The sequence below is a fragment of the Pseudomonas sp. B21-053 genome (assembly GCF_026016365.1).
Lineage (GTDB): Bacteria > Pseudomonadota > Gammaproteobacteria > Pseudomonadales > Pseudomonadaceae > Aquipseudomonas > Aquipseudomonas nunensis.
Genome location: NZ_CP087205.1, coordinates 5,166,723 through 5,192,006, shown reverse-complemented (window position 1 = coordinate 5,192,006; position 25,284 = coordinate 5,166,723). Strand labels below are relative to the sequence as shown.

The following is a 25,284-nucleotide window of genomic DNA, read 5'->3' as shown; positions in this document are numbered from 1 at the left end:
TCTTTTGATCTTGCTCTTGATCTTGAACTTCTCCCCCCATTGGAGAGGTCAATCCGCTAGTCTTGCTCAATCTTGGAAGGGAGCCGCCCATGTTCGAATCTGCCGAAATCGGTCACGCCATCGACAAAGAAACCTACGACGCCGAAGTGCCGGCCCTGCGTGAAGCCTTGCTCGAAGCGCAGTTTGAACTGCAGCAGCAACAACGCTTCCCGGTGATCATTTTGATCAATGGCATTGAAGGCGCCGGCAAGGGCGAGACGGTCAAGTTGCTCAACGAATGGATGGACCCGCGCCTGATCGAGGTGCGCACCTTCGACCAGCAGACCGACGAAGAACTGGCGCGGCCACCGGCCTGGCGCTATTGGCGGATGCTTCCGGCCAAGGGGCGCATGGGGATTTTCTTCGGCAACTGGTACAGCCAGATGCTGCAAGGTCGCGTCCATGGCGATTTCAAGAACGCGGTGCTGGATCAGGCGATCAACCAGTCCGAGCGCTTCGAAAAAATGCTCTGCGACGAAGGCGCGCTGATCTTCAAGTTCTGGTTCCACCTCTCGAAAAAACAAATGAAGGCGCGGCTCAAGGCACTCGCTGATGACCCGTTGCACAGTTGGCGCATCAGCCCGCTGGACTGGCAGCAATCCCAGACCTACGACAAGTTCGTCAAATACGGCGAGCGTGTGCTACGCCGCACCAGTCGCGACTACGCGCCGTGGCATGTGATCGAAGGCGTCGACCCGCATTACCGCAGTCTGGTGGTCGGCCAGATTCTGCTCGAAGGCCTGCAAAATGCCTTGAAGCGGCCCAAGGTTCATCCGGACAAGGTCAACGCCGCGCCATTGCCGATTCATGTCGATCAACTGAACGTGCTCGACAGCCTGGACTTGACCCTAAGCCTGGACAAGGACGATTACGAAGAACAACTGATTACCGAGCAGGCGCGGTTCTCCGGCCTGATGCGCGACAAACGCATGCGTCAGCACGCTTTAGTGGCGGTGTTCGAAGGCAATGATGCGGCGGGTAAGGGCGGAGCAATTCGTCGGGTCGCGGCAGCCCTCGATCCACGTCAGTACAGCATCGTGCCGATTGCCGCGCCCACCGAAGAGGAGCGGGCGCAACCGTATCTGTGGCGCTTCTGGCGACACCTCCCGGCCAAGGGCAAGTTCACCGTGTTCGACCGTTCGTGGTACGGCCGGGTGCTGGTGGAGCGCGTTGAAGGTTTCTGCCCGCCGGCGGATTGGTTGCGGGCGTACAGCGAGATCAACGATTTCGAAGAGCAGATCTCCGATTCCAACGTCATCGTGGTCAAGTTCTGGCTGGCCATCGACAAGCAGACCCAACTGGAACGCTTCCAGGCTCGGGAGGACATTCCCTTCAAGCGCTTCAAGATCACCGAGGACGACTGGCGCAACCGCGACAAGTGGGATGCCTACCGTTCGGCAGTCGGCGATATGGTCGATCGCACCAGCACCGAGATCTCGCCCTGGACCCTGGTGGAAGCCAATGACAAGCGCTGGGCGCGGGTCAAAGTGTTGCGCACGATCAACCGGGCGCTGGAGGAAGCGTTCGACAAGGCCGACAAGAAGGCCAGGAAGCACAAGAAGTAGGACGATGGTTGCGCATACGCGAGGTGAATGATTGTCGCGGTCGGCAATGGGGTGGACTTATGCTCGGTCCACTCTCAACCGACAACAACAATGAGGTATGCCATGCGTGAAGTGGTGATCGTCGACAGCGTACGGACCGGCCTGGCCAAATCCTTTCGCGGCAAGTTCAATCAGACCCGCCCGGACGACATGGCGGCCCACTGCGTCAATGCGCTGCTGACGCGCAACGACATCGACCCGGCCAGCGTCGAGGATTGCATTGTCGGCGCCGGCTCCAACGAAGGCGCCCAGGGCTACAACATCGGGCGCAACGTCGCGGTGCTCTCGCACCTGGGCATCGGCACCGCCGGCATGACCCTCAACCGTTTTTGCTCATCGGGCCTGCAAGCCATTGCGATTGCTGCAAACCAGATCGCCTCGGGTTGCAGCGACATCATCGTGGCCGGTGGCGTCGAGTCCATCAGCCTGACCATGAAAAGCGTCAACACCGACAACCTGATCAACCCGTTGCTCAAGGAACAGGTGCCGGGCATCTATTTCCCGATGGGCCAGACCGCTGAAATCGTCGCCCGCCGTTACAACGTCAGCCGCGAAGAGCAGGACCTGTACGCGTTGCAGAGCCAGCAACGCACCGCGCAGGCTCAGGCTGCGGGTCTGTTCAATGATGAAATCGTGCCGATGGCGGTCAAGTACCGGGTTGAAGACAAAGCCACCGGCCAGGTGCAAATCCTCGACGGGATTGTCGATCACGACGACTGCAACCGCCCGGACACCACCCTGCAAAGCCTCGCCGGTTTGAAACCGGTGTTTGCCGAGGACGGTTCTGTGACGGCGGGTAACTCGTCGCAGCTGTCGGACGGTGCATCGATTACTCTGGTGATGAGCCTGGAAAAAGCCCTGGAGTTGGGCTTGAAGCCGAAAGCGTTCTTCCGTGGCTTTACTGTGGCCGGGTGTGCGCCGGACGAAATGGGCATCGGCCCGGTGTTCTCGGTGCCGAAGTTGCTCAAGGCCAAGGGCTTGCAGGTTGCTGATATCGATCTGTGGGAACTCAACGAAGCGTTTGCGTCGCAGTGCCTGTACAGCCGCAATCGGCTGGAGATCGATAACGCCAAGTACAACGTCAATGGCGGTTCGATTTCCATCGGGCATCCGTTCGGCATGACCGGGTCGCGTCAGGTCGGGCATATCGTGCGGGAGCTGCAACGGCGCAATTTGCGTTATGGCGTGGTGACCATGTGCGTGGGTGGCGGGATGGGGGCTACGGGGTTGTTTGAGGCGGTGCGTTAAACCGGCAGATTTGTAGCGCCTGTTCAATTGCTTTCGCGGGCAAGCCTCGCTCCTACAAGAGATCGCATTCCCCTGTAGGAGCGAGGCTTGCCCGCGAAGGCAGCGACTCGGTCTACCGGTTTTTGCTCTGAAGCTGCATCCGTTCGATATACGCCTGTATCTCCCGCGCCGCCGCCTCAGGGTTGTCGAATGGCCCTTCGAGGGTGTTTTCCCGAGTGCTGAAATACAACTCCCCATTCACACGGCACATCCGGTCACTGCGAAAGTGCGTGGCGGGGGCGTTGTCCTGGGCGCGCATGCCGTACATGGCCATCTCCTGAGGGTAGGTCCTGTTTGCGGATCCAATGAGCTTATGCCTGAAGTACTTGCCGCGCCTGGCGACCTGATCGACGGCACTTCGTCAATTTAGCGTTGCGACCTGCACAGTTTCATTCGCGGCCAATCCTCAACTGTCCCTGTGTGCCATCGGGCGCTGAGCCTAGAATGACGATTCTCGTCACTTGGCTTTGGGGTCGGCATGCATATTTCATCGGGTCGCTGGGTGTACGGTCTGTTCCTGGCCTTGCTGACCGCGCTGTTGTGGGGAATCCTGCCGATCAAACTCAAGCAAGTGCTGGTCGTCATGGACCCTGTGACAGTGACCTGGTTTCGCCTGCTTGTGTCCGGCGGTTGCCTGTTTCTGTACCTGGCAGCGACCAAACGCCTGCCAAGCCGCAAAGTGCTCGGCCCAAAGGGCGGCTGGCTGGTGCTGATGGCGGTGCTCGGGCTGGTGGGCAACTACGTGTTGTACCTGATGGGCCTGAACCTGCTGAGCCCCGGCACTGCGCAACTGGTTGTGCAGATGGGGCCGATCATGTTGCTGATCGCCAGCCTGTTTGTGTTCAAGGAGCGTTTCAGCCTGGGGCAGGGGATTGGCCTGTTGGTGCTGCTGATCGGATTCGGGCTGTTTTTCAATCAGCGCCTGGCCGAATTACTGACGTCCCTGACTGATTACACCGCCGGCGTATTGATGGTGCTGGCGGCGTCGACGGTCTGGACCTTCTATGCGCTGGGCCAGAAACAACTGCTGACGGTGTGGAATTCGTTGCAAGTGATGATGGTGATTTATCTGTTCTGCGCGCTGCTGCTGACGCCGTGGGTGCATCCGCTGGAAGCGCTGAGTCTGAGTCCGCGACAAGGCTGGTTGCTGCTGGCGTGTTGCATGAACACGTTGATCGCCTATGGCGCATTCGCTGAAGCGCTGGCGCATTGGGAGGCTTCGCGGGTGAGCGCGACCCTGGCGATTACGCCGTTGGTGACGTTTGTCGCGGTGGCCGTGGCGGCGTGGGCATGGCCGGAGTATGTGCATGCAGAGACCATCAATGGCCTGGGTTATGGCGGCGCGGTGTTGGTGGTGCTGGGATCGGCGCTGGTGGCGTTGGGGCCGTCGTTGATGGCGGGGCTCCGGGCGCGGCGGGTGAAGATGGCGGCCAGTTAGACCGCGTTATCGTTCTTCGCGAGCAAGCCCGCTCCCACAGGAGGAATGCGATTACCTGTGGGAGCGAGCCTGCTCGCGAAGACGATCTATCTGTCACCGCAAATTTCAGCCCTTGGCCCCCGCTTCGAGCATATTCTCCGGCCGCACCCACGCATCAAACTGCTCATCGGTCAGATAACCCAACTGCAACGCCGCCTCACGCAGGGTCAGCCCTTCGGCATATGCCTTCTTGGCAATCTCCGCCGACTTGTCGTAGCCAATGTGCGGGTTCAACGCGGTCACCAGCATCAAGCCACGTTCCAGATGTTCCGCCATTTTCTCGGCATCCGGTTCCAGCCCGGCGATGCAATGCTGCTGGAAGTTGCTGCAGCCATCGGCCAACAGGCGAATCGATTGCAGCAGGTTGTGGATGATCACCGGTTTGAACACGTTCAATTGCAGATGACCCTGACTCGCGGCAAAACCGATTGCCACGTCGTTGCCCATCACCTGGCAGGCGAGCATCGACAACGCTTCGCACTGGGTCGGGTTGACCTTGCCGGGCATGATCGAACTGCCGGGCTCGTTGGCCGGCAGTTTCACTTCGGCGAAACCGGCACGCGGGCCGGAGCCGAGCAAACGCAGATCGTTGGCAATTTTCATCAGGGTCACGGCCAGGGTTTTCAGCGCCCCGGACAGCGTGGTCAGCGGTTCATGGCCGGCGAGGGCGGCGAATTTGTTCGGCGCGGTGACGAACGGCAAACCGGACAGCGCGGCCAGTTCAGCGGCAATCGCTTCACCAAAACCGTGGGGTGAGTTCAACCCGGTACCCACCGCCGTGCCGCCCTGGGCCAGTTCACAGACTTGCGGCAATGCGCTGCGGATCGCCCGTTCGGCGTAATCCAGTTGTGCGATAAACGCCGACAGTTCCTGGCCGAAGGTGATCGGCGTCGCATCCATCATGTGCGTGCGGCCGGTCTTGACCAGTTTCATGTGCCGCGCCGACAACTCGGCCAGGCCGCCCGACAATTCACTGATCGCCGGCAGCAATTGTTGCTGCACCGCTTGAACGGTGGCGATGTGCATGGCGGTGGGGAAGCAATCGTTGGAACTCTGGGAGCGATTCACGTGATCGTTGGGGTGCACCGGCGACTTGCCGCCGCGAGGGTTGCCGGCCAACTCGTTGGCGCGACCGGCGATCACTTCGTTGACGTTCATATTGCTCTGGGTGCCGCTGCCGGTCTGCCACACCACCAGCGGGAACTGGTCGTCATGGCTGCCGTCGAGCACTTCATCGGCGGCTTGCTCGATCAACCGGGCGATGTCCGCCGGCACGTCACCATTACGGTCGTTGACCCGGGCCGCGGCTTTCTTGATCAGCGCCAGCGCGTGCAGCACCGCCAGGGGCATGCGTTCCTGACCGATGGCGAAGTTGATCAGCGAACGTTGGGTCTGCGCGCCCCAGTAGGCATCATCCGGGACGTCCACTTCACCAAGGCTGTCGGTTTCGATACGGCTCATCGGTCACACTCCTGAATGTCTGATTGCGCAGTTTAGGCCGTGTTCGGCCGATGTGGTTCCATCAGTCTGTTTTTTGACCGCTCAGCCCTGCAAATCAGGCCCTGTAAGGGGCAGGGGTTGAGCCATGACGTTTTTTAGGCGCAGAATGGTCGCCCTTGGGGTTTTACCTCGCCTGCTAGAAAAGGAAACTCGATGACTCGTCTTCGTGCCATCTGTACCGCGGTTGCACTGGTTTGCGCCAGCGGCCAGGTTTTTGCCGATACCGCCAGCCACAACGCCAGTGCCGAAGCTTTCCTGACCCTGGCGCACGCTGACAAATTGGGCACTCCGGTGTACATGCAAGTGCAGCAAATGTTCGCTCAGCGCTTTGAACAGACCAAAGCCCCTGAATCGAAAAAGGCCCTGCTGGAAACCTACCAGGCCAAGGCCAACGCCGCTCTGGACCAAGCCATTGGCTGGAACAAGCTGAAACCTGACATGGTTAAGCTGTACACCACCAACTTCAGCGAGTCCGAGCTCAAAGACCTGGTTGCGTTCTACCAGTCGCCACTGGGCAAGAAAGTCCTGGAAAAAATGCCGCAGCTGACCCAGCAATCGGCCCAGATGACCCAGGCCAAGCTCGAAAGCGCCGTGCCAGTGGTCAACAAGCTGTTGGCTGACATGACCAACGAGCTGGATCCGAAAGCCGGCGCCGCTGCTCCTGCAGCCAAGAAAAAGCCTTAAGCGGAGCCGGGTATGACCATGCAACAACGCATCGAATCGACGCTGGGGTTGTTACAGCCCGAGCACCTGCAAGTGCTGGATGAAAGCCATATGCACAGTCGTGGGTTGCAAACCCACTTCAAGGCCGTGGTGGTCAGCCAGCAGTTCGAAGGGCTCAATCGCGTCAAGCGTCACCAGAAAGTCTACGGCACGCTCGGCGAGCTGATGGGTGAGTTTCATGCGTTGGCGCTGCATACCTACACGCCTGAAGAATGGGCACAGATGGATGCGGCCCCGGCCTCACCGACCTGTGCTGGCGGCAGCAAGCATTAAGATCAAAGGATCGCAGCCTTCGGCAGCTCCTACATGGGAATGCGTTCTCCTGTAGGAGCTGCCGCAGGCTACGATCTTTTTTGCTAGAATCCGCAACGCGCCGCTAACCCGGCGCGTTTTTTTTCGCATCCGGTTCACCCCTTACGAGGGTAGCCACCTGGAGAATCACCCATGACACAACAGATTGTCGTGGCGGCACTGTATAAGTTCGTCACCCTGGAAAACTACGTCGAGATGCGTGAGCCATTGCTGCAAGCGATGGTCGACAACGGCATCAAAGGCACGCTGCTGATCGCTGAAGAAGGCATCAACGGCACCGTGTCCGGCAGCCGCGAAGGCATCGACGGGCTGATGGCCTGGCTCAAGAACGACCCGCGCATGGACGATATCGATCACAAAGAATCGTACTGCGACGACCAGCCGTTCTACCGCACTAAGGTCAAGCTGAAGAAAGAAATCGTGACCCTCGGCGTTGACGGCGTAGACCCGAACAAAGCCGTCGGCACCTACGTCGATCCGCAGAACTGGAACGCGCTGATCAGCGACCCGGAAGTGCTGCTGATCGACACCCGTAACGACTACGAAGTCGCGATTGGCACCTTCGAAGGCGCCATCGATCCGAAAACCACCAGTTTTCGCGAATTCCCCGACTACATCAAAGAACACTTCGACCCGGCCGTGCACAAGAAAGTCGCGATGTTCTGCACCGGCGGCATTCGTTGCGAAAAGGCTTCGAGCTACATGCTCAGCCAAGGCTTCGATGAGGTCTATCACCTCAAGGGCGGCATTCTGAAGTACCTCGAAGAGGTGCCGCAGGAAGAAACCAAGTGGCAGGGCGACTGCTTCGTGTTCGACAACCGCGTGACCGTGCGTCACGACTTGAGCGAAGGCGACTACGATCAATGTCATGCCTGTCGTACACCGATCAGCGTCGAAGACCGCGCATCCGAGCACTATGTGGCCGGCATCAGTTGCCCGCATTGCTGGGATAAGCTGAGCGAGAAAACCCGTCGCAGCGCCATCGACCGGCAGAAGCAGATCGAACTGGCCAAGGCGCGCAACTTGCCGCACCCGATCGGTTACAACTACAAGCAAACCCCTTCCGAGGCTTGAACCCATGTCTGCTCGCCGCCTGCTCTATGTGATGGACCCGATGTGTTCCTGGTGCTGGGGCTTCGCGCCGGTGGCTGAAGCGCTGGTCGAGCAGGCGCAGGCGGCGGGCGTGGAATTGCATCTGGTGGTGGGCGGTTTGCGCACCGGCAGTGGTTCGGCGCTGGAGCCGACCACCCGGCGCTACATTCTTGAGCACTGGCAAGCGGTCACCGAGGCCACCGGCCAGCCGTTCAAGCGCGAAGGCGCATTGCCCGATGGCTTCGTCTACGACACCGAGCCGGCGTGCCGGGCGCTGGTGACGGCGCGCAGCCTGGCGCCGGATTGCGCGTGGAAACTGCTCGGGCTGATCCAGCACGCGTTCTACGCCGAAGGCCGCGACGTCACCCACGCCAGCGTGCTGGTGGAGTTGGCGGAAAAGGCCGGTTTGCCGCGCATCGAGTTCGCCGCCGCATTCGACCGTGCCGACCAGCACGCCGCCACCGCCGCCGATTTCACCTGGGTTCAGGACCTCGGTATCGCCGGGTTCCCGACCTTGCTGGCTGAGCGCGATGGGCAATTGGCGTTGTTGACCAACGGCTATCAACCCCTGAGTGTCCTGTCACCGCTGCTCGGCCGCTGGCTGGAGCGCGCCGCCTGTGCATGATCTGCCCGACGATGCACCCGCTTCCCCGCGTGTCGATCGATTGAGCTGGGCGGAAATTCGCCGACTGGCCCTGCATCATAAAAAATCCCTGTGGATCGCCAACGGCGTGGCCGTGCTGGCGACCCTGTGCAGTGTGCCGATCCCGTTGCTGTTGCCGTTGCTGGTGGACGAAGTGCTGCTGGGCCACGGCGATTCCGCGCTGAAGATCATGAACCACGCACTGCCCGATGCCTGGCAGAAAGCCGCCGGCTACATCGGCCTGATGCTGCTGGTGACCTTCGTTCTGCGCTGTGGCGCGTTGCTGTTCAACGTGGTGCAAGCGAAGTTGTTTGCAGCGCTGGCCAAGGACATCGTTTACCGCATCCGCGTGCGACTGATCGAACGGCTCAAGCGCATTTCCCTCGGCGAATACGAAAGCCTGGGCAGCGGCACGGTGACCACGCACCTGGTCACCGACCTCGATACCCTCGACAAGTTTGTCGGCGAAACCCTCAGTCGTTTCCTCGTGGCGATGCTGACCCTGGTCGGCACCGCGAGCATTCTGGTGTGGATGCACTGGAAACTGGCGCTGCTGATCATGTTGTTCAACCCGCTGGTGATCTACGCCACGGTGCAGCTAGGCAAACGGGTCAAGCACCTGAAGAAGCTCGAGAACGACAGCACCTCGCGTTTCACTCAGGCGCTAACCGAAACCCTGGATTCGATCCAGGAAGTGCGCGCCGGCAACCGCCAGGGCTTTTTCCTTGGGCGGCTCGGCCACCGCGCCCGGGAAGTGCGCGATTACGCGGTGAACTCGCAGTGGAAAACCGACGCGTCTAACCGGGCCAGCGGCTTGCTGTTCCAGTTCGGTATCGATATTTTCCGCGCAGCAGCAATGCTCACCGTGCTGTTCTCGGATTTGTCCATCGGCCAGATGCTCGCGGTGTTCAGCTACCTGTGGTTCATGATCGGCCCGGTCGAACAGCTGTTGAATCTGCAATACGCCTACTACGCTGCTGGCGGTGCGCTGTCGCGGATCAACGAGTTGCTGGCGCGTGCCGATGAGCCGCAATACCCCGGTGGCGTCGATCCATTCCTGGGTCGCACCACCGTAGGCATCGACGTTCAGGGCCTGAGTTTCAGTTATGGCGATGAGCTGGTGCTGGACCAGATGAACCTGAGCATCGCGCCCGGTGAAAAAGTCGCGATTGTCGGCGCCAGCGGTGGCGGTAAAAGCACCCTGGTGCAGTTGCTGCTGGGCTTGTACACGCCGCTGGCCGGAACCATTCGTTTCGGTGGTGCGACGCAAGAAGAGATCGGCCTGGAAACCGTGCGGGAAAATGTCGCCGTGGTGCTGCAGCATCCGGCGCTGTTCAACGACACCATCCGGGCCAACCTGACCATGGGCCGCGAACGCAGCGACGAAGCGTGTTGGCAGGCCCTGGAAATCGCCCAGCTCGATGGCACGGTGCGCGGCTTGCCCCAGGGCCTGGACAGTGTGGTCGGGCGTTCCGGCGTGCGTTTGTCCGGTGGCCAGCGCCAACGGCTGGCCATTGCGCGGATGGTCCTGGCCCAGCCTAAGGTTGTGATCCTCGACGAGGCCACCTCGGCGCTGGATGCCGCGACCGAATACAACCTGCATGAAGCGCTGGCGCGGTTCCTCAGCGAACGCACCACCCTGATCATTGCCCATCGACTGTCAGCGGTGAAGCAGGCCGACCGCGTGCTGGTGTTCGATGGCGGGCGCATCGCCGAGGATGGCGACCATCAGCAACTGATTGCCGATGGTGGTTTGTACGCCAAGCTTTATGGGCATTTGCAGCAGTTGTAGGTCAGTTCCACAGGACTTGCAGGGCGTTTTCCCCGCCGTCGTATCCAAACTCCTTGACGACCACCGAGCAGCTGTTGCACGGAGGCATGGTGGTGGCGATGTTGACGGACTGGATCATTTCGCGATTCGGGTATTTCTCGCGTATCACGCTGATCAGTTTGGCCTCGCTGTCCAGGGACGTCGGGCGACTGGTCAGCGCAGGCTGGTAGGTGTCGATGTCTTTTATCGTATGCGGTACGGCCAACAACTTGCCATCCGGTGAGACGTTAAGTGAGCTCCTGGTAAATGCCCGATTCAAATCGATGTTGAAATAAGTCGTGCCGTTGATGATCACCTGACCATGCGGGAACGGTGGCTGAAACAGCGGCAAATAACCGGTCAGCCCCTGCGCACCTGAAACGCTGACATAAACCTCCCGTGCCCCGGCCGCCGTGATGACTTCGGCATAGGCAATATTCCTCGCGTTCTGTGTACGAAGTCTTTTAGGAAGCAATTTCTGGAGCTTGTTCATTGTTGAATGGATTTTCAGGTTGCTGTTCATCGGGGTCGAAATGGTTTTCTCGACGAACAGCGTATCGAAGATTTCCGCGGTTCTTTGTCGAAAGGGCTCCGAGGCCTCCATGCTGCGTGACCACGACGTCGCGCCCTCCGGCAGATGGCTGACGATCATGCGTGTCGAATGATCGAACAGCAGCGCCTCACCAGGACTGGTATCGACTTTCAACCATTGGAGCGTCTCGGGGGGCCTGGCGTGGCCACCGATCGGTATGGCGATTTCTTCCATGGTTTTCAAGGCGCGCTCAACGGCGTCGGTCCCATGGATTCGCACCACGTTGTTGGCATTCAGGGAGCCGGTGTAGACCGTTTTCAGTTCGGCATTCAGCTCCTTGGGCAGTGTTTCGGCTTTTCTGAAGGTCAGGAGCTCATGGGCCTTTTGCCCCTTGAGGCGCTCGGCGACATAAAAATCGCCAGCATTAATACGAACATAAATGTAGTGCCTGGATTCATCCATGGATTCGACGATGATGGCGCCCACCCTCAAGTTGTCCACGAGTTGTTGGCGCGGTTGGGGCACGCTAAGCATGACCCGTCCGTAGATACCTTTCTGGAACTCCAAGGTGGCGTCGAGGCTTGCATGCCTGGCGACGTCTGCGGCCCGCATCGGTGCACGGTCAGTGGCGGGGGTGTAGATGACATCGCCAAACCAGTGTGCCCAGCCTTTGGTTTCATCGTAACTGCCGATGCTCGGGACTGGGGCCGGGTCACGGGTCACGTAGCGGGTCTTACAGACATCGGTGCCCGGGGCTCGACTTATCCGGCAGGGGATGGCCTTGAGTGCATCGTCATCGATCAGGTCGGCGCGACGCAGCGTGTCGCCGTCCAGTCTGTAAGGCACGTCGTCGAGAAACATCGTGGTACGGCCATCGACTTCAAGCACTTCGCGCACACGAGTGTGTTCAGGGACCTCGATGAGCGCATGGTTGTCGATCTTGCCCAGGGAATTGTAGCGGGATCGTCCTGGCGACAGTTCGCCGGATTTGGTCGCCAGGGTCGGGCCAAACAATTTGGACGATAGCGGATCGACCAGGCGATAGTCGGACTTGCCAGCGCTTGCCAGATTACGGACCGATACGTCGTCGACGCCGTTTACCCGGGCCAGTTCCTCACCGTCCACCAAGGGCTTCCAGTGACCCACATCGCCAATCTGGGGGTGGCTGCGCACGAAGTTATAGCGACCTGCTCGTCCCAGCAGTTCCATCAGCCTGAAACGTCCGGCACGACCTAACTTCATCATGACCACACGCAGTCCGTTCAGCAGAGAGAGGGGGCCATCGAGCGGGTTCAGAGCGCCGGCAATCGAAATCACCAGTTCCAACGTCAGTGATCTGAACGACGGCAACGTGGCACGCAAGGTCAGCTGGCTGGAACGGGCGACCAATTGCATGGAGCCCGAGGCAAATTTGCCGATCGGCAACGCAAATGAAATGACATCGACGAACAGGCCGAACGCGCCGTGGATCAAGCGTGTCTTGTCGCCCGAGTCCAGGTCTTCGATGCTGCTCCAGAACGGCACCAACATCTTTGCAAAGGCGACGACTTTTTCGTACCAGATCGTGTTGAGATCAAACTGGGTCTGGCCATAAGCGGCGTTGCGCAGTGCTTTCGGGTCGATGAATAGCAGCCCGCTCGCAATGGCATGACTGACTTTCACCGTGCGATACGAGGACAACGTTTGTGGGGGGAGGGCGGCGTTTTCCGCGCTATGGGGGGTTGCATCAAGGGTGTCACCCAACTGTTCGATGATGGCCTGGCAACGGCTTTCCTTTCGCGGTGCGCTGCCGTTTGAATGAGCGTCCCAGTCAAACGGCAGATCCTTATGCCGCCGTACCGAAACGGCCACGGTGCCGGAGTTGGAAACGCGCCAGCGTTCAGTCTGGAGAGCGCCACTGAACAACCCCGATTCCAGTTTTTCGAGGCGGCGTATCACGCCTGCCTTGGGCAACAGTTCGTAATGCGTGGTGTTACCGGCATGGGTCGCCTGGAGGATCAGGCCATTGCGGGCTCTGAGCGGCAAGATCAGCTCAGGTGTCTCGTTTTGCGCCTCAATGCCCTGGCTTTCCTTTCTCAGGCTATGGATCTTGACCTCTCCGAACTCCACGGCCAGACGGTCAGCGTAAGGCAGCGATGCAATCAGGTTTCTGATCAGCGTTTCATAGGCGGTCGTGGTTTTCTGTACATAGTGTTCGAATTCCGTCTCGAACAATGCCTTTACGTCAGGCAGCTTGGTGAACGGCGACATGACTATTGGCAAACCCACGAACTCGCTCTCTGGAGCGGGCCATGCCCCTTCGGTTTCTATCGTTCGATGCTCATCGATCCGAATCCATTGTTTGCTGAGCGTGGTGCCATCGGCTTCTGTAACGTGCCATATTTCCTGATTATCAAACTTGCCGGAAGCCAGTACGTCGAGGAACGAGTAGTAGTCGTAATCCTTGCCCGGGAGGTAGGGGACGTCACGGGAAACAGAAACAGGCGGGCCCAGTTTCCTCGCCAGTTTCCGACCGTCCGAGATGAAGGCGTCTTTACCGAAGAGCTTTGCCATCTCCTTTTTACCGATGGACAGACGTTCGGGGGCTCTTCATTGAGTTGGATAACGGCGTTATTGAGTTGCTCGGTGTACTTGTCCAGTTCCGCCAGCGCCCGCTCAACTTCTTTTTGCGTGTACTGGTCGTACGGTTTCTGGGCAATGACGCCGTAAGTTTGCGCCCAGTCCAATGTTGGCATCAGCCGCGCCAGGCCAATATATTTCAGAGTTTCAGTCGTTGCGTTTTCGCTCAGCAAGAGGGGCAGGTTGGCAAGCTGTTGGAAATTGAGCCGCTCCAGCGACCGGGGATCACTGGCCTTGATCAAGTTCACACCCGTGACAAAGTTGACCCAGACGATTGAGCTTTTGTAGGCAAGTTCGGCCGGAATCCCTGTTACACAGAATTCGCTCGGAAATCGCGGCAAAAACAACCGGGCAATAACTATCGCCTCTTTTTCCGATGAAGCACGCTTTGACTTAAGTAGATGGGTTTCAAAATCAGCCTGAATGGCCTGATAACTTTTGCCCCAGTTAGCACGCGCCTGCCAGGCGTAACCGGCAATCTCCTCAGTAGGATCATCGGTAGGCCCGGTCAGCCAGAGTTGCAGTGCCTGGGCGATCAGCCGGGTTTTGATAAAGGGTGAAGTGTCTTCACCGATTTCCCCGCCATACCAATCCAGGGTCGATAGCAGCAGCACTCCCAGTTGCTCGGCTTCGGTGCTTTGCAGGATTTTTTGCAGATAAACAGTCGGTGTCGCCCGAACTTGCTCGAGGGTGGTATCAGCCAGGATGGTGTTGGCGAGGTGGGTCAGTGGTGATGTGTTTTGATCAGGCCGGAACTGGTTGAGGGTGTCGATGATTTCCGCGCGGATGATCCCCGCGTGAATCTTCTGGGTATCGATCTGCGAAGGCTCGGGCGAGTCACGTCGATGGGCTCGGAATACGGCGCGATCTTTATCAGTGGGGCGTCGTCTCAGCATCAGAATATCGAAGTCGTCCTCCAGCCTTAGTTGATGGCTGGCGATTTTTTCTTGCAGGGCCTTTATCGCGGCGGGATGTTCTTGCGGGTGTCGCGGCGTCCACGGGACGAGGCCGTAAAACCCGCACATCCTGCCCAGGCTGATCGTACGGTTGGAGTTGATCTGACCGCCTAATAAAGAGGCGGCCCGTTCGATCCGGGGCTTGAACGCTTGCCAACTGGCCTGTTCCATCAGATCCAGGGTGACTTTGAAACCCTCGTTACTCCAGCCTCGATAAACATACTGACCCTCTTCAAGGGTGACGTTCAGGTCGCCGTGCTTTATTTGATCCTTTGTGCACATATCGATGTAGTCCCGGTCGCGCAATAAGTGCCATAGCGCATTCAGGCCGTCCTCGCTCACCCGGTGCAGCGGTGAAAAAGGCCCTATCGGTATTAGATTAAAGAGATGAACCACGTTGGGTGGTTCATTCATGGCAGACAGCATGAGTTGGTAATCTTCCAGTTGGCCTGTATGCAGTTGGGCTTCGGTAGGGTGTGTCGGCGGGAAAAGGCCGCCGGGAGTGATTGTTTGCATGAAGGAGCATCTCTTGATGGTTGTTGAGCTTCGCATCGCTTTGCGCGAGGGCGTTCTGGCTCGATTACAAGCGATCAAGTGAAGTCCGAGGTGGTACATAGTTATGGCGGCGGATGTCCTTGGGGGCTGTTGACCGTCCTTTTTGGCCGATCTGCACTGAAAAGCCGTTATTTATGGCAACTTGTCCATGTTGCGAGCAGAAGCCTCCTTGCGGGAAAAGGGATCGCCTCCTAGTCTTGCGGGAGTGGCGGGATCTGGATGATGATCAGGGCAGTGCCAATGCAAGGGACCTCATGAAGCCAAAACGGACTCTCGGAACGCCACGATTGTTGGGCATCGTCTGGCCGTTTATCGCCGTCGTGCTGTTTCAAGCGTTGCTCGGTGGCGTCAGCCTCTATGTGCTGTCGGCGGTACGCGGCTATGTGGCCGGCGAAAGCCTGTGGTCCAAAGGCCAGAAAGACGCCATCTATTACCTCAACCTCTACGCCGACAACCGCGACGAGGCGATCTTCCGCAAATACCAGAACGCTATCGCCGTGCCCCAGGGCGGGCATGAATTGCGCGTGGCGCTGGACAAGCAGCCGCCGGATCTCGAAGCCGCACGGGTGGGGATCCTCAAGGGCGGCAACCATCCGGACGACGTCGCCAGCCTGATCTGGCTGTACCTCAACTTCCGGCACTTCAGTTACCTGGAAAAAGCCATCGACCGCTGGACCGTGGGCGACGCTTACCTGGTGCAACTCGATGACGTTGCCCGGGAAATGCACCAGAGCGTCGTCGAGAATCAGGTTTCCGCTGCCGATATCAAGCGCTGGAAGGATCAGATCTTTGCCATCAACGACAGCGTAACCCCGGCCGCCAAGGCGTTCAGCGACGCATTGGGAGAGGGTTCGCGAGTGATTCTGCGGCTGTTGCTGGTGACCAACCTGGCCACGGCGCTGGGGCTGATCGTCCTCGCATTGCTGCGCACCCACAAACTGCTCAAGCAGCGGCATGCCTTTGCCGAGGCGTTGCAACTGGAGAAGGACCGGGCGCAGATTACCTTGCAGTCGATTGGCGATGGCGTGATCACCACAGATGTCGAAGGGGCGATTGCCTACATGAACCCCGCCGCCGAAGCCATGACCCACTGGAAAGCCGAGCAGGCCACCGGGTTGCCGCTGGCGGCGCTGTTCAATCTGCTGGATGAAAACGCCCAGGCCGATGGCTTCACCCTGATCGAGCACATTTTGAGTGGCCAGCTCAGCGGCGGCAGCGAGCATTCCAAGCTGATCCAGCGCCTGGATGGCAGCACGGTGTCGGTGACTCTGGTCGGCGCGCCGATCCGCAATGCCGGCAAGGTCAGCGGCACGGTGCTGGTGCTGCACGACATGACCCAGGAACGCCAGTACATCGCCAATCTGTCCTGGCAGGCCACCCACGACGCCTTGACGGGGCTGGCCAACCGCCGCGAATTCGAATATCGCCTGGAGCAGGCGCTGCACAACCTCACGCGCCAGCCTGGGCGCCATGCCTTGATGTTCCTCGATCTGGACCAATTCAAACTGGTCAACGATACCTGCGGCCATGCGGCGGGGGATGAGCTGCTGCGACACATCTGCGCGCTGCTGCAATCCGGTCTGCGCGAAGGGGACACACTGGCCAGGCTGGGTGGCGACGAATTTGGCATCCTGTTGGAGAACTGTCCACCGGAGCATGCGGAAAAAATCGCCGAGGTGCTGCGCCAGACTGTGCAGAATCTGCACTTTGTCTGGAAGGGCCGGCCATTCCTGACCACCGTCAGCATCGGTCTGGTGCATGTCGCACAAACCCCGACCACCCTCGAATCCTCGCTACGTGCCGCCGATATGGCCTGTTACATGGCCAAGGAAAAGGGCCGCAACCGGGTGCAGGTCTACCATGCCGACGATTCGGAACTGTCCCTGCGTTTCGGCGAAATGGCCTGGGTGCAACGTTTGCACATGGCCCTGGAAGAAAACCGCTTCTGCCTGTACGCCCAGGAAATTGCACCGTTGGGCCATGTCGAGCACGGCGGCGGGCACATTGAAATACTGCTGCGCCTGCATGACGAGGCCGGGCGGATGATCTTGCCCGACAGTTTCATTCCGGCCGCCGAGCGTTATGGCTTGATGACGTCGCTGGATCGCTGGGTTGTGGAGAATGTATTTAAGATCATCGCTCAATGTATTGCCGAACAGCGTAAAGGTCCGTTGGCTATGTGTGCGATTAATCTGTCAGGTATTACTATAGGAGATGAGGCGTTCCTGGACTTCCTGCGTGAACAGTTTGTTACTTACTCTATTCCTCCTGAAATGATTTGTTTTGAAATTACAGAAACCAGCGCTATATCGAATTTAGGAAGTGCAATCAGATTTATTAATGAACTCAAAGGTTTAGGTTGTCACTTCTCACTTGATGACTTTTGCGCCGGAATGTCCTCGTTCGCTTACTTGAAACATTTACCTGTAGACTTCTTGAAGATCGACGGGAGTTTCGTAAAGGACATGCTGGACGACCCGATTAACCGCGCTATGGTCGAGGTGATTAACCACATCGGCCATGTCATGGGTAAACGCACCATTGCCGAGTTTGTCGAGACACCCCAGATCGAGCAGGCGTTGCTCGAAATCGGTGTCGATTACGCTCAAGGGTATGTTATAGAACGCCCGCAATTGTTTACCTGTGACAGCTTGCAAAGTCGTCCCGCCAGACCACAGCCTCTGTTATTCAAGGCGCCTGGCACGTTCCGTTGAAATCTCTTGCTGATCTTACAATCACAAATCAAAAGGAGCCGAACAGTGATCGACACATTCAACCGAACCGGACCACTCATGGAAGCTGCAAGTTATCCCGCCTGGGCTCAGCAACTGATCCAGGATTGCAGCGAGAGTAAGCGCCGGGTTGTCGAACACGAACTGTATCAGCGCATGCGAGATAACAAACTCAGCGCAAAGACCATGCGTCAGTACCTGATAGGGGGCTGGCCGGTGGTCGAGCAGTTCGCGTTATATATGGCACAAAACCTCACCAAGACCCGCTTCGCTCGCCATCCCGGCGAAGACATGGCGCGTCGCTGGCTGATGCGTAACATTCGTGTCGAACTCAATCATGCCGATTACTGGGTGCACTGGAGCCGCGCGCACGGTGTCAGCCTGGAAGATCTGCAAGCGCAGCAGGTTGCCCCTGAACTGCATGCGTTGAGCCATTGGTGCTGGCACACCAGTTCGGCGGATTCGCTGATCGTGGCCATTGCCGCCACTAACTACGCCATCGAAGGCGCGACCGGGGAGTGGTCGGCGCTGGTGTGTTCCAGTGGTGTCTATGCGGCAGCCTTCCCCGAGGAAGATCGCAAACGCGCCATGAAGTGGCTGAAGATGCATGCCCAGTACGATGATGCCCATCCGTGGGAAGCACTGGAAATCATCTGCACCCTCGCGGGTACGAACCCGAGCAAAGCGCTGCAAGTGGAACTGCGCCAAGCGGTGTGCAAGAGCTACGACTACATGTTCCTGTTCCTGGAACGCTGCATGCAGCAGGAACACGCGGAACGGGCACCGGTAGCGCGGGAGCGGATGGCGTTGGTCGAGAGTTGATTAGGACTCACTAGAAACAACTGTGGGAGCGAGCCTGCTCGCGAAGACGGACTGACAGTGACTATTTAGTCGACTGATCTACCGCTTTCGCGAGCAGGCTCGCTCCCACATTGTTTTGTGCTAACGGTGAAATCTTAGCCCGCCATCGCCAGGCGATTACGACCTTCGCGCTTGGCCACGTACAACGCGCTGTCGGCTCGGCGCAACAGGCTTTCGGCGGACTCGCCGGGCAGCAAGGTCGAGCAACCGAGGCTGACCGTCAGCTCGATCACCTGGCCATCGGCGCAATATTCCTGGGCCTGGGCAGCAAACCGCAGGCGTTCGCCGACCATCGCCGCCGCTTCCCGCGTGGTGTTGGACAGCAGAATCAAAAACTCCTCGCCGCCAAACCGGAACACCATGTCCACGTTGCGCAACTGGCCTTTGATCGAGGCGGCCACCGCTTTGAGTACTTCATCGCCGGCGCTGTGCCCATGGCTGTCATTGACCCGTTTGAAGTGGTCGATGTCGAGCATCAGCAACGACAAAGGCTGCAAATGCCGGCGCGACATTTCTATTTCCCGCTGCAGCGTCTGATCCATGGCAACGCGGTTGCCGGTGCCGGTCAGCGGGTCACGCAGGGCGCTTTGGGTCGCGGCGCGGTAGAGCAGGGCGTTGCGCATCGGATACAGCAGCGCCGACAGCAGCGACTCCAGATTGCCTTGTTCCTGTTCGTTGAAACGCTGATTGCGGCGGAACACCAGCTCACCCAGATGTTCACCTTCATGGCTCAGGCTGTAGCTGACCGTATGATGACCGCGCTGACCGAATTCCAGACGCAAGTCACTGGTCTTGTGCTCGTAGCTCAAGGCATCCAGAGGGACAAGGCGCTGAATTTCGCGGAAAAAGAGCCCGAGAATGCGTTGCGGCTCAAGACTGGTTTGCAGCTGCAGGCCCAGTTGCTGGCGCAATTGCGCGAGGCTGACCGGCCGCTCCAGGATAGGAGGCTGCTGACCAAAGCCCAGGCGTTGCAATTTGGCGCTATCGAAGTCAATTGCGTTGGTCTGGGAAGGTGATTTCATATGGCGTGAGCCCCTAAGCAGTAAGGCTGTCTTACAGGCTGGGTGAGAGCGGCTTTGGGCTGCGCGTCATACTGGTCCATCAGTCCCGTAGGACATCTGGTACGAGTTTAGTCCGCTTTGCCGACTATAAGTAACCTATCGACTCAGGCGTTAACGCCAGCTGCTGTCACACTGCATGTCTGAACAGAATTAGAGCGAAAGTCGTGCCATTCGGTTCATTCGGATAAAAGCCGTTCTAAATCATTGAATTAGAGCGTTCTTCGAGAAATGTCGTCGAGATCGGCGGCATTTGTTTGACTGGAAAGGGCAGAAGTTGCAGCAGTTGTCATGTGCCGCGACGGTTAAATGTCGCGGCACAAAAGCGACGTGCGGGCGTTACTGAGCGTTGAACGCCTGGCCATTGATGCCCGTGCTGTCCGGGCCCATCAGGTACAGGTAGACCGGCATGATCTCCTCGGGCGTCGGGTTGTTCAGCGGGTTTTCACCGGGATAGGCCTGGGCGCGCATGCTGGTGCGAGTGGCGCCGGGGTTGATGCTGTTGGAACGTACCGGTGCCACTGTATCGACTTCATCGGCCAGGGTTTGCATCAACCCTTCGGTGGCAAACTTGGAAACGCCGTAAGCGCCCCAGTACGCCCGGCCCTTGCGCCCGACGCTGCTGGAGGTGAACACCACCGAGGCGTCCTGCGACAGCTTCAGCAGCGGCAGCAGGGTGCTGGTGAGCATGAACATGGCGTTGACGTTGACGTGCATGACGCGCATGAAGTTTTCGCCGGACAACTGCTCGATCGGCGTACGCGGACCAATGATCGAGGCGTTGTGCAGCAAGCCGTCGAGATGGCCGAACTCGGTCTCGATCATCGCCGCCAACTCATCGTATTGATGGGGCAGGGCGGTTTCCAGGTTGAACGGGATCACCGCCGGTTGTGGATGCCCGGCCGCTTCGATCTCGTCGTAGACCTGAGTCAGGTTGGCTTCAGTCTTGCCCAGCAACAGTACGGTAGCGCCATGGGCGGCGTAGGTTTTCGCCGCCGCAGCGCCGATGCCACGGCCAGCGCCAGTGACCAGGATGACCCGGTCCTTGAGCAATTCAGGGCGGGCGGAATAATCAAACATAAAAAACCTCAACACAATCCATTAACAAGCTGGGAAAAGATCGCAGCCTTCGGCAGCTCCTACGCCGATCGCGGTCTCCTGTAGGAGCTGCCGCAGGCTGCGATCTTTTGACCTTGATCAGCAACTACAGAGCGCGCTATCCAGCACCTTGCGCAACTCCAGCGGATGATCCACCACCACATCCGCGCCCCAATGCCGCGGGTTGTCGTCCGGATGGATATACCCGTAGGTCACCGCAGCGGTTTTGGTCCCGGCGTCGCGCCCAGACTCGATATCGCGCAGGTCATCGCCGACAAACAACACGCTGGCAGGGTCCAGGTCGAGCATCTTGCAGGCCAGGATCAACGGCTCCGGGTCCGGTTTGCTGTTCTTCACATGATCCGGGCAGATCAGCAGCGCCGAGCGCTCGGCCAATCCCAGCTGTTGCATGATCGGTTCGGCAAACCGCAATGGTTTGTTGGTCACCACGCCCCAGATCAGGTTGGCTTTTTCAATGTCGGCCAGCAGTTCACCCATACCGTCAAAGAGTTTGCTGTGAACCGCGCAATCCTTGAGGTAACGCTCCAGGAACTCCAGGCGCAGCTCCTCGAAGCCTGGCGACTCCGGGTCCATGGAGAACGTCACCGCGACCATCGCCTTGGCGCCGCCGGAAATCTCGTCGCGAATGTGCTTGTCGTTCATCGGCGGCAAACCGCGATCGGCGCGCATCGCCTGGCAGATGGCAATAAAGTCCGGCGCAGTGTCGAGCAGGGTGCCGTCCATGTCGAAAAGGACTGCTCTGATTCGCATCGGCTTACTCCTCGCGCAGGGTCTGGATCATGTAGTTGACGTCCACGTCGGCCGCCAGTTTGTAGTGCTTGGTCAGCGGGTTGTAGGTCAACCCGATGATGTCCTTGACGGTCAGGCCGGCCATGCGGCTCCAGGCACCCAGCTCGGACGGGCGGATGAATTTCTTGAAGTCGTGAGTGCCACGGGGCAGCAACTTCATGATGTATTCGGCGCCGATGATGGCGAACAGGTAAGCCTTCGGATTGCGGTTGATCGTGGAGAAGAACACCTGGCCGCCCGGCTTGACCATCTTGAAGCAGGCACGGATGACCGAAGACGGATCCGGCACGTGTTCGAGCATTTCCAGGCAGGTGACCACGTCGAACTGCTCGGGCATCTCTTCGGCCAGGGCTTCGGCGGTGATCTGGCGGTATTCGACGCTCACGCCGGATTCCAGTTGATGCAACTGCGCGACCGCCAGCGGCGCTTCGCCCATGTCGATGCCCATGACGGTGGCGCCGCGCTGGGCCATGGCCTCGCTGAGGATGCCGCCGCCGCAACCGACGTCGAGGACTTTCTTGCCAGCCAGGTTGACCCGTTCGTCAATCCAGTTGACCCGCAGCGGGTTGATGTCGTGCAGCGGTTTGAACTCGCTTTCGCGGTCCCACCAGCGATGGGCCAGGGCTTCGAATTTGGCGATTTCGGCGTAGTCGACGTTGCTCATGGTTTAAGTCCTCTAAAACTTGAAAAATCCTGTTGCCCCGGGTGTGCGCCCGAGGTGCTTACGATTCGGTGTGGCCGCTGATGCGCTGGCCCCAGGCCTTGGCCGTGGCGCAGAGTTGTGCTTCATCCAGGCGCGTCAGGCGTTTGTCGTCGAGCAGTTGCTTGCCGGCGACCCAAACGTGTTTCACACAGTCGCGGCCAGTGGCGTAGATCAGTTGCGAAACCGGGTCATAGATCGGTTGCTGGGCCAGGCCGGACAGGTCGAACGCAACGATGTCTGCAGCTTTGCCAATCTCCAGCGAGCCGGTTTCAGCCTCGATGCCCAGTGCACGGGCGCCGTTGAGGGTGGCCATGCGCAAGGCGCGGTGGGCGTCCAGCGCGGTGGCCGAGCCGGCGACAGCCTTGGCCAGCAATGCGGCGGTGCGGGTTTCGCCGAGCAGGTCCAGGTCATTGTTGCTGGCCGCGCCATCGGTGCCGACGGCGACGTTAACCCCGGCCTGCCACAGGCGTTCCACCGGGCAGAAACCGCTGGCCAGTTTCAGGTTCGATTCCGGGCAATGAATCACATTGGTGTTGCTTTCTACCAGCAAGGCCAGGTCTTCATCGCTGATCTGGGTCATGTGAACCGCCTGGAAGCGCGGCCCGAGCAGGCCCAGGCGACCAAGGCGGGCCAACGGGCGTTCGCCGCGCTGTTCCACAGCTTGCTGCACTTCGAAAGCGGTTTCATGGACGTGCATGTGAATCGCTGCGTCCAGCTCTTCGGCAATCACCCGGATTTTCTCCAGGTTTTCGTCGCCTACGGTATAGGGTGCGTGAGGGCCGAAGGTGATTTTGATACGTTCGTGGTGCTTGAGATCGCCGAACAATTCGACGCCCTGACGAATGGCGTCATCCGCCGTGGCGGCACCGGGAATCGGGAAATCGAGGATCGGAATTGCGATTTGCGCGCGAATGCCGCTGTTATGCACGCGTTCGCTGGCAACCTTCGGGAAGAAATACATGTCAGAGAAGCAGGTGATGCCGCCTTTCAGCTGTTCGGCAATCGCCAGGTCCGTGCCATCGCGCACAAACTCTTCATCGACCCACTTGGCCTCGGCCGGCCAGATGTGGTTCTCCAGCCAGGTCATCAACGGGAGGTCATCAGCCAGGCCGCGGAACAGCGTCATCGCCGCGTGGCCATGGGCGTTGACCAGGCCGGGGCTGAGCAGAACATCCGGGAGCTCGCGGACTTCGGTCGCGTTACACTTCAGCGCTTCGGCACGCGGGCCGATAAACACGATGCGACCGTCGCGGATGCCCAGGCCGTGCTCTTTGAGAACCACGCCAGCGGGTTCGACGGGTACCAGCCAGGTCGGCAGCAATAATAAGTCGAGCGCAACGGCAGGTTTCGGCATCGAAGATCGGTTCCAGTGCTTTTGTAAAGGATGGCGAAGTATACCCGAGCGTCTTCGCGGGGGGATCGCTATAATCGGCGGCTTTTGTTCATGAGTGCGGGGTGAAGGATGCGCGATCGACTATTGGCTGCAGAGAAAGTTAAGGCCATCGATTGGCGTGATGGTGCCCTGTACCTGCTGGATCAGCGTATTTTGCCGTTCGAGGAAACCTGGATCGCCTACACCAGCGCTGCTGGCGTGGCCGAGGCCATTCGCTCGATGGTGGTGCGCGGTGCACCGGCGATAGGCATCAGTGCCGCTTATGCCATGGTGCTGTCAGCCCGCGCCCGGATTGCCGAAGGCGATGACTGGCAGGCATCGTGGGAAGAGGATTACGCGTTGTTGGCGGATTCCCGTCCAACGGCGGTCAATCTGTTCTGGGCCCTGAGCCGCATGCGCGACCGCCTGGACCGTCTCAAGGGCGATGCCGATCCTCTGGCAGCGCTAGAGGCCGAGGCCATCGCGATCCACGAAAGCGACCGCGAAGCCAACCTGACCATGGCCCAACTGGGTGTGGACCTGATCCGCAAACATCAAGGCAACGCCCAGGCAATCCTGACTCACTGCAACACCGGCGCCCTCGCCACCGGCGGTTTCGGCACGGCGCTGGGGGTGATTCGCGGCGCCTTTATTGAAGGCATGGTCGAGCGTGTCTACGCCGACGAAACCCGTCCCTGGCTGCAAGGTTCGCGGTTGACCGCGTGGGAACTGGCCAACGAAGGCATTCCCGTGACCCTCAACGCCGATTCCGCCGCTGCGCACATCATGAAGACCAAAGGCATTACCTGGGTGATCGTCGGCGCTGACCGGATCACCGCCAATGGCGACGTGGCGAACAAGATCGGCACTTATCAACTGGCGGTGAGTGCCATGCACCACGGCGTACGTTTTATGGTGGTGGCGCCGAGTTCGACCATCGACATGAACCTGGCCAGTGGCGACGACATTCCGATCGAAGAACGCGACGGCAGCGAGTTGTTGGAAGTCGGCGGCAAGCGGGTCGGGGCGGATGTCGATGCCTTCAACCCGGTATTCGACGTGACACCGGCGGACCTGATCGATGCGATCGTCACCGAGAAGGGCATCGTCGAGCGGCCGGATACGGCGAAGATGGCGCAGTTGATGTGCCGCAAGCGTCTGCATTGACGATTTGTGTTGTCGGATAAATCGCTTTCGCGAGCAGGCTCGCTCCCACATTGGATCTCGGTTATGCCGAATATTTCGGTCGCACCTCGATCAACTGTGGGAGCGAGCCTGCTCGCGAAGGCGCCCTACAGCCAACAAACAGCCCGCATCCTGCCCCGAAATCTGCATTCACCACGGCTCTAAGCCTCTCTCGTCCCCGTTAAGCCTGTCACCGGTCAACTAACTATGCTCCATGCGCATCAGGGGGATAGGTGCGTGGCGGCTCTTGTGATAACATCCGGCGTTTTCCGAGGCAGTCCCACGGGGTTGTCTTTACTGCGCAGATCCATGGCAT

19 protein-coding genes are annotated in these 25,284 nt (G+C 59.2%); 11 read left to right on the top strand and 8 right to left on the bottom strand.

The features are described 5' to 3' along the window. The first annotated feature begins 89 nt into the window (after nt 1-89). Nucleotides 90-1,604 (top strand): polyphosphate:AMP phosphotransferase, encoded by a 1,515-nt coding sequence (gene pap, locus LOY68_RS23085; protein ID WP_163913094.1) that lies wholly within the window; start codon nt 90-92, stop codon nt 1,602-1,604. Between the two features lie 102 nt (nt 1,605-1,706). Next, the gene (locus LOY68_RS23080) at nt 1,707-2,891 is read left to right on the top strand and encodes a thiolase family protein (protein WP_265040195.1); all 1,185 of its coding nucleotides are present in this window, start codon (nt 1,707-1,709) and stop codon (nt 2,889-2,891) included. A gap of 112 nt (nt 2,892-3,003) precedes the next feature. On the opposite strand, the gene LOY68_RS23075 is transcribed toward LOY68_RS23080, so the two are convergent. After that, entirely contained in the window at nt 3,004-3,198 is a 195-nt protein-coding gene (locus tag LOY68_RS23075; protein ID WP_054613892.1) for a DUF6316 family protein, read from the bottom strand. Nucleotides 3,199-3,408: 210 nt separating this feature from the next. Here LOY68_RS23075 and LOY68_RS23070 point away from each other — a divergent pair, with 210 nt between their 5' ends. Beyond that, nucleotides 3,409-4,368 (top strand): DMT family transporter, encoded by a 960-nt coding sequence (locus LOY68_RS23070; protein ID WP_054051877.1) that lies wholly within the window; start codon nt 3,409-3,411, stop codon nt 4,366-4,368. 105 nt (nt 4,369-4,473) lie between these two features. On the opposite strand, the gene LOY68_RS23065 is transcribed toward LOY68_RS23070, so the two are convergent. Next, complete coding sequence (locus tag LOY68_RS23065; RefSeq protein WP_054613894.1) at nt 4,474-5,868, bottom strand: class II fumarate hydratase; 1,395 nt, start codon at nt 5,866-5,868, stop codon at nt 4,474-4,476. Between the two features lie 192 nt (nt 5,869-6,060). On the opposite strand from LOY68_RS23065, the gene LOY68_RS23060 reads away from it, so the two are divergent. From LOY68_RS23060 to LOY68_RS23040, 5 genes are all read left to right on the top strand, one after another. Then, on the top strand, nt 6,061-6,591 hold the full coding sequence (locus LOY68_RS23060; RefSeq protein WP_163913102.1) for a DUF2059 domain-containing protein: 531 nt from the start codon (nt 6,061-6,063) through the stop codon (nt 6,589-6,591). Between the two features lie 12 nt (nt 6,592-6,603). Further along, the gene (locus tag LOY68_RS23055; protein ID WP_054051883.1) at nt 6,604-6,903 is read left to right on the top strand and encodes a BolA family protein; all 300 of its coding nucleotides are present in this window, start codon (nt 6,604-6,606) and stop codon (nt 6,901-6,903) included. Nucleotides 6,904-7,074: 171 nt separating this feature from the next. After that, nucleotides 7,075-8,016: a rhodanese-related sulfurtransferase gene (locus tag LOY68_RS23050; RefSeq protein WP_054051885.1), complete on the top strand. Its 942-nt coding sequence runs from the start codon at nt 7,075-7,077 to the stop codon at nt 8,014-8,016. A 40-nt stretch (nt 8,017-8,056) separates the two neighbouring features. Continuing rightward, nucleotides 8,057-8,659, top strand: coding sequence for a DsbA family protein (locus LOY68_RS23045; protein WP_204280853.1), 603 nt, complete (start codon nt 8,057-8,059; stop codon nt 8,657-8,659). After that, complete coding sequence (locus LOY68_RS23040; protein WP_265040190.1) at nt 8,652-10,469, top strand: ABC transporter ATP-binding protein; 1,818 nt, start codon at nt 8,652-8,654, stop codon at nt 10,467-10,469. Before LOY68_RS23045 ends, LOY68_RS23040 begins: the two co-directional genes overlap by 8 nt. Before the next feature lies 1 nt (nt 10,470). On the opposite strand, the gene LOY68_RS32355 is transcribed toward LOY68_RS23040, so the two are convergent. Next, nucleotides 10,471-13,572 (bottom strand): deaminase domain-containing protein, encoded by a 3,102-nt coding sequence (locus LOY68_RS32355; protein ID WP_265040189.1) that lies wholly within the window; start codon nt 13,570-13,572, stop codon nt 10,471-10,473. A 1,831-nt stretch (nt 13,573-15,403) separates the two neighbouring features. Here LOY68_RS32355 and LOY68_RS23030 point away from each other — a divergent pair. Beyond that, a complete protein-coding gene (locus LOY68_RS23030) occupies nt 15,404-17,863 on the top strand; it encodes an EAL domain-containing protein (RefSeq protein WP_163913106.1) in 2,460 nt (819 codons plus the stop codon). Nucleotides 17,864-17,941: 78 nt separating this feature from the next. Continuing rightward, complete coding sequence (locus LOY68_RS23025) at nt 17,942-18,703, top strand: TenA family transcriptional regulator (RefSeq protein ID WP_283777401.1); 762 nt, start codon at nt 17,942-17,944, stop codon at nt 18,701-18,703. Between the two features lie 134 nt (nt 18,704-18,837). Here LOY68_RS23025 and LOY68_RS23020 read toward each other — a convergent pair whose 3' ends face one another. The 5 genes from LOY68_RS23020 to LOY68_RS23000 form a co-directional block, all read right to left on the bottom strand. Then, the gene (locus tag LOY68_RS23020) at nt 18,838-19,764 is read right to left on the bottom strand and encodes a GGDEF domain-containing protein (protein ID WP_163913108.1); all 927 of its coding nucleotides are present in this window, start codon (nt 19,762-19,764) and stop codon (nt 18,838-18,840) included. A 375-nt stretch (nt 19,765-20,139) separates the two neighbouring features. After that, complete coding sequence (locus LOY68_RS23015) at nt 20,140-20,880, bottom strand: YciK family oxidoreductase (protein ID WP_007899713.1); 741 nt, start codon at nt 20,878-20,880, stop codon at nt 20,140-20,142. A gap of 117 nt (nt 20,881-20,997) precedes the next feature. Continuing rightward, on the bottom strand, nt 20,998-21,669 hold the full coding sequence (gene mupP / locus LOY68_RS23010) for an N-acetylmuramic acid 6-phosphate phosphatase MupP (protein WP_123510125.1): 672 nt from the start codon (nt 21,667-21,669) through the stop codon (nt 20,998-21,000). A gap of 4 nt (nt 21,670-21,673) precedes the next feature. Beyond that, nucleotides 21,674-22,372: a bifunctional 2-polyprenyl-6-hydroxyphenol methylase/3-demethylubiquinol 3-O-methyltransferase UbiG gene (ubiG, locus tag LOY68_RS23005; RefSeq protein WP_010461694.1), complete on the bottom strand. Its 699-nt coding sequence runs from the start codon at nt 22,370-22,372 to the stop codon at nt 21,674-21,676. A gap of 58 nt (nt 22,373-22,430) precedes the next feature. Continuing rightward, the gene (locus tag LOY68_RS23000) at nt 22,431-23,765 is read right to left on the bottom strand and encodes a TRZ/ATZ family hydrolase (RefSeq protein WP_265040180.1); all 1,335 of its coding nucleotides are present in this window, start codon (nt 23,763-23,765) and stop codon (nt 22,431-22,433) included. Between the two features lie 108 nt (nt 23,766-23,873). On the opposite strand from LOY68_RS23000, the gene mtnA reads away from it, so the two are divergent. Further along, nucleotides 23,874-24,950 carry an S-methyl-5-thioribose-1-phosphate isomerase gene (gene mtnA / locus LOY68_RS22995; RefSeq protein WP_054051905.1) on the top strand — a complete coding sequence of 359 codons (1,077 nt, stop codon included), beginning with the start codon at nt 23,874-23,876 and terminating at the stop codon, nt 24,948-24,950. The last annotated feature ends 334 nt before the right edge of the window (nt 24,951-25,284 follow it).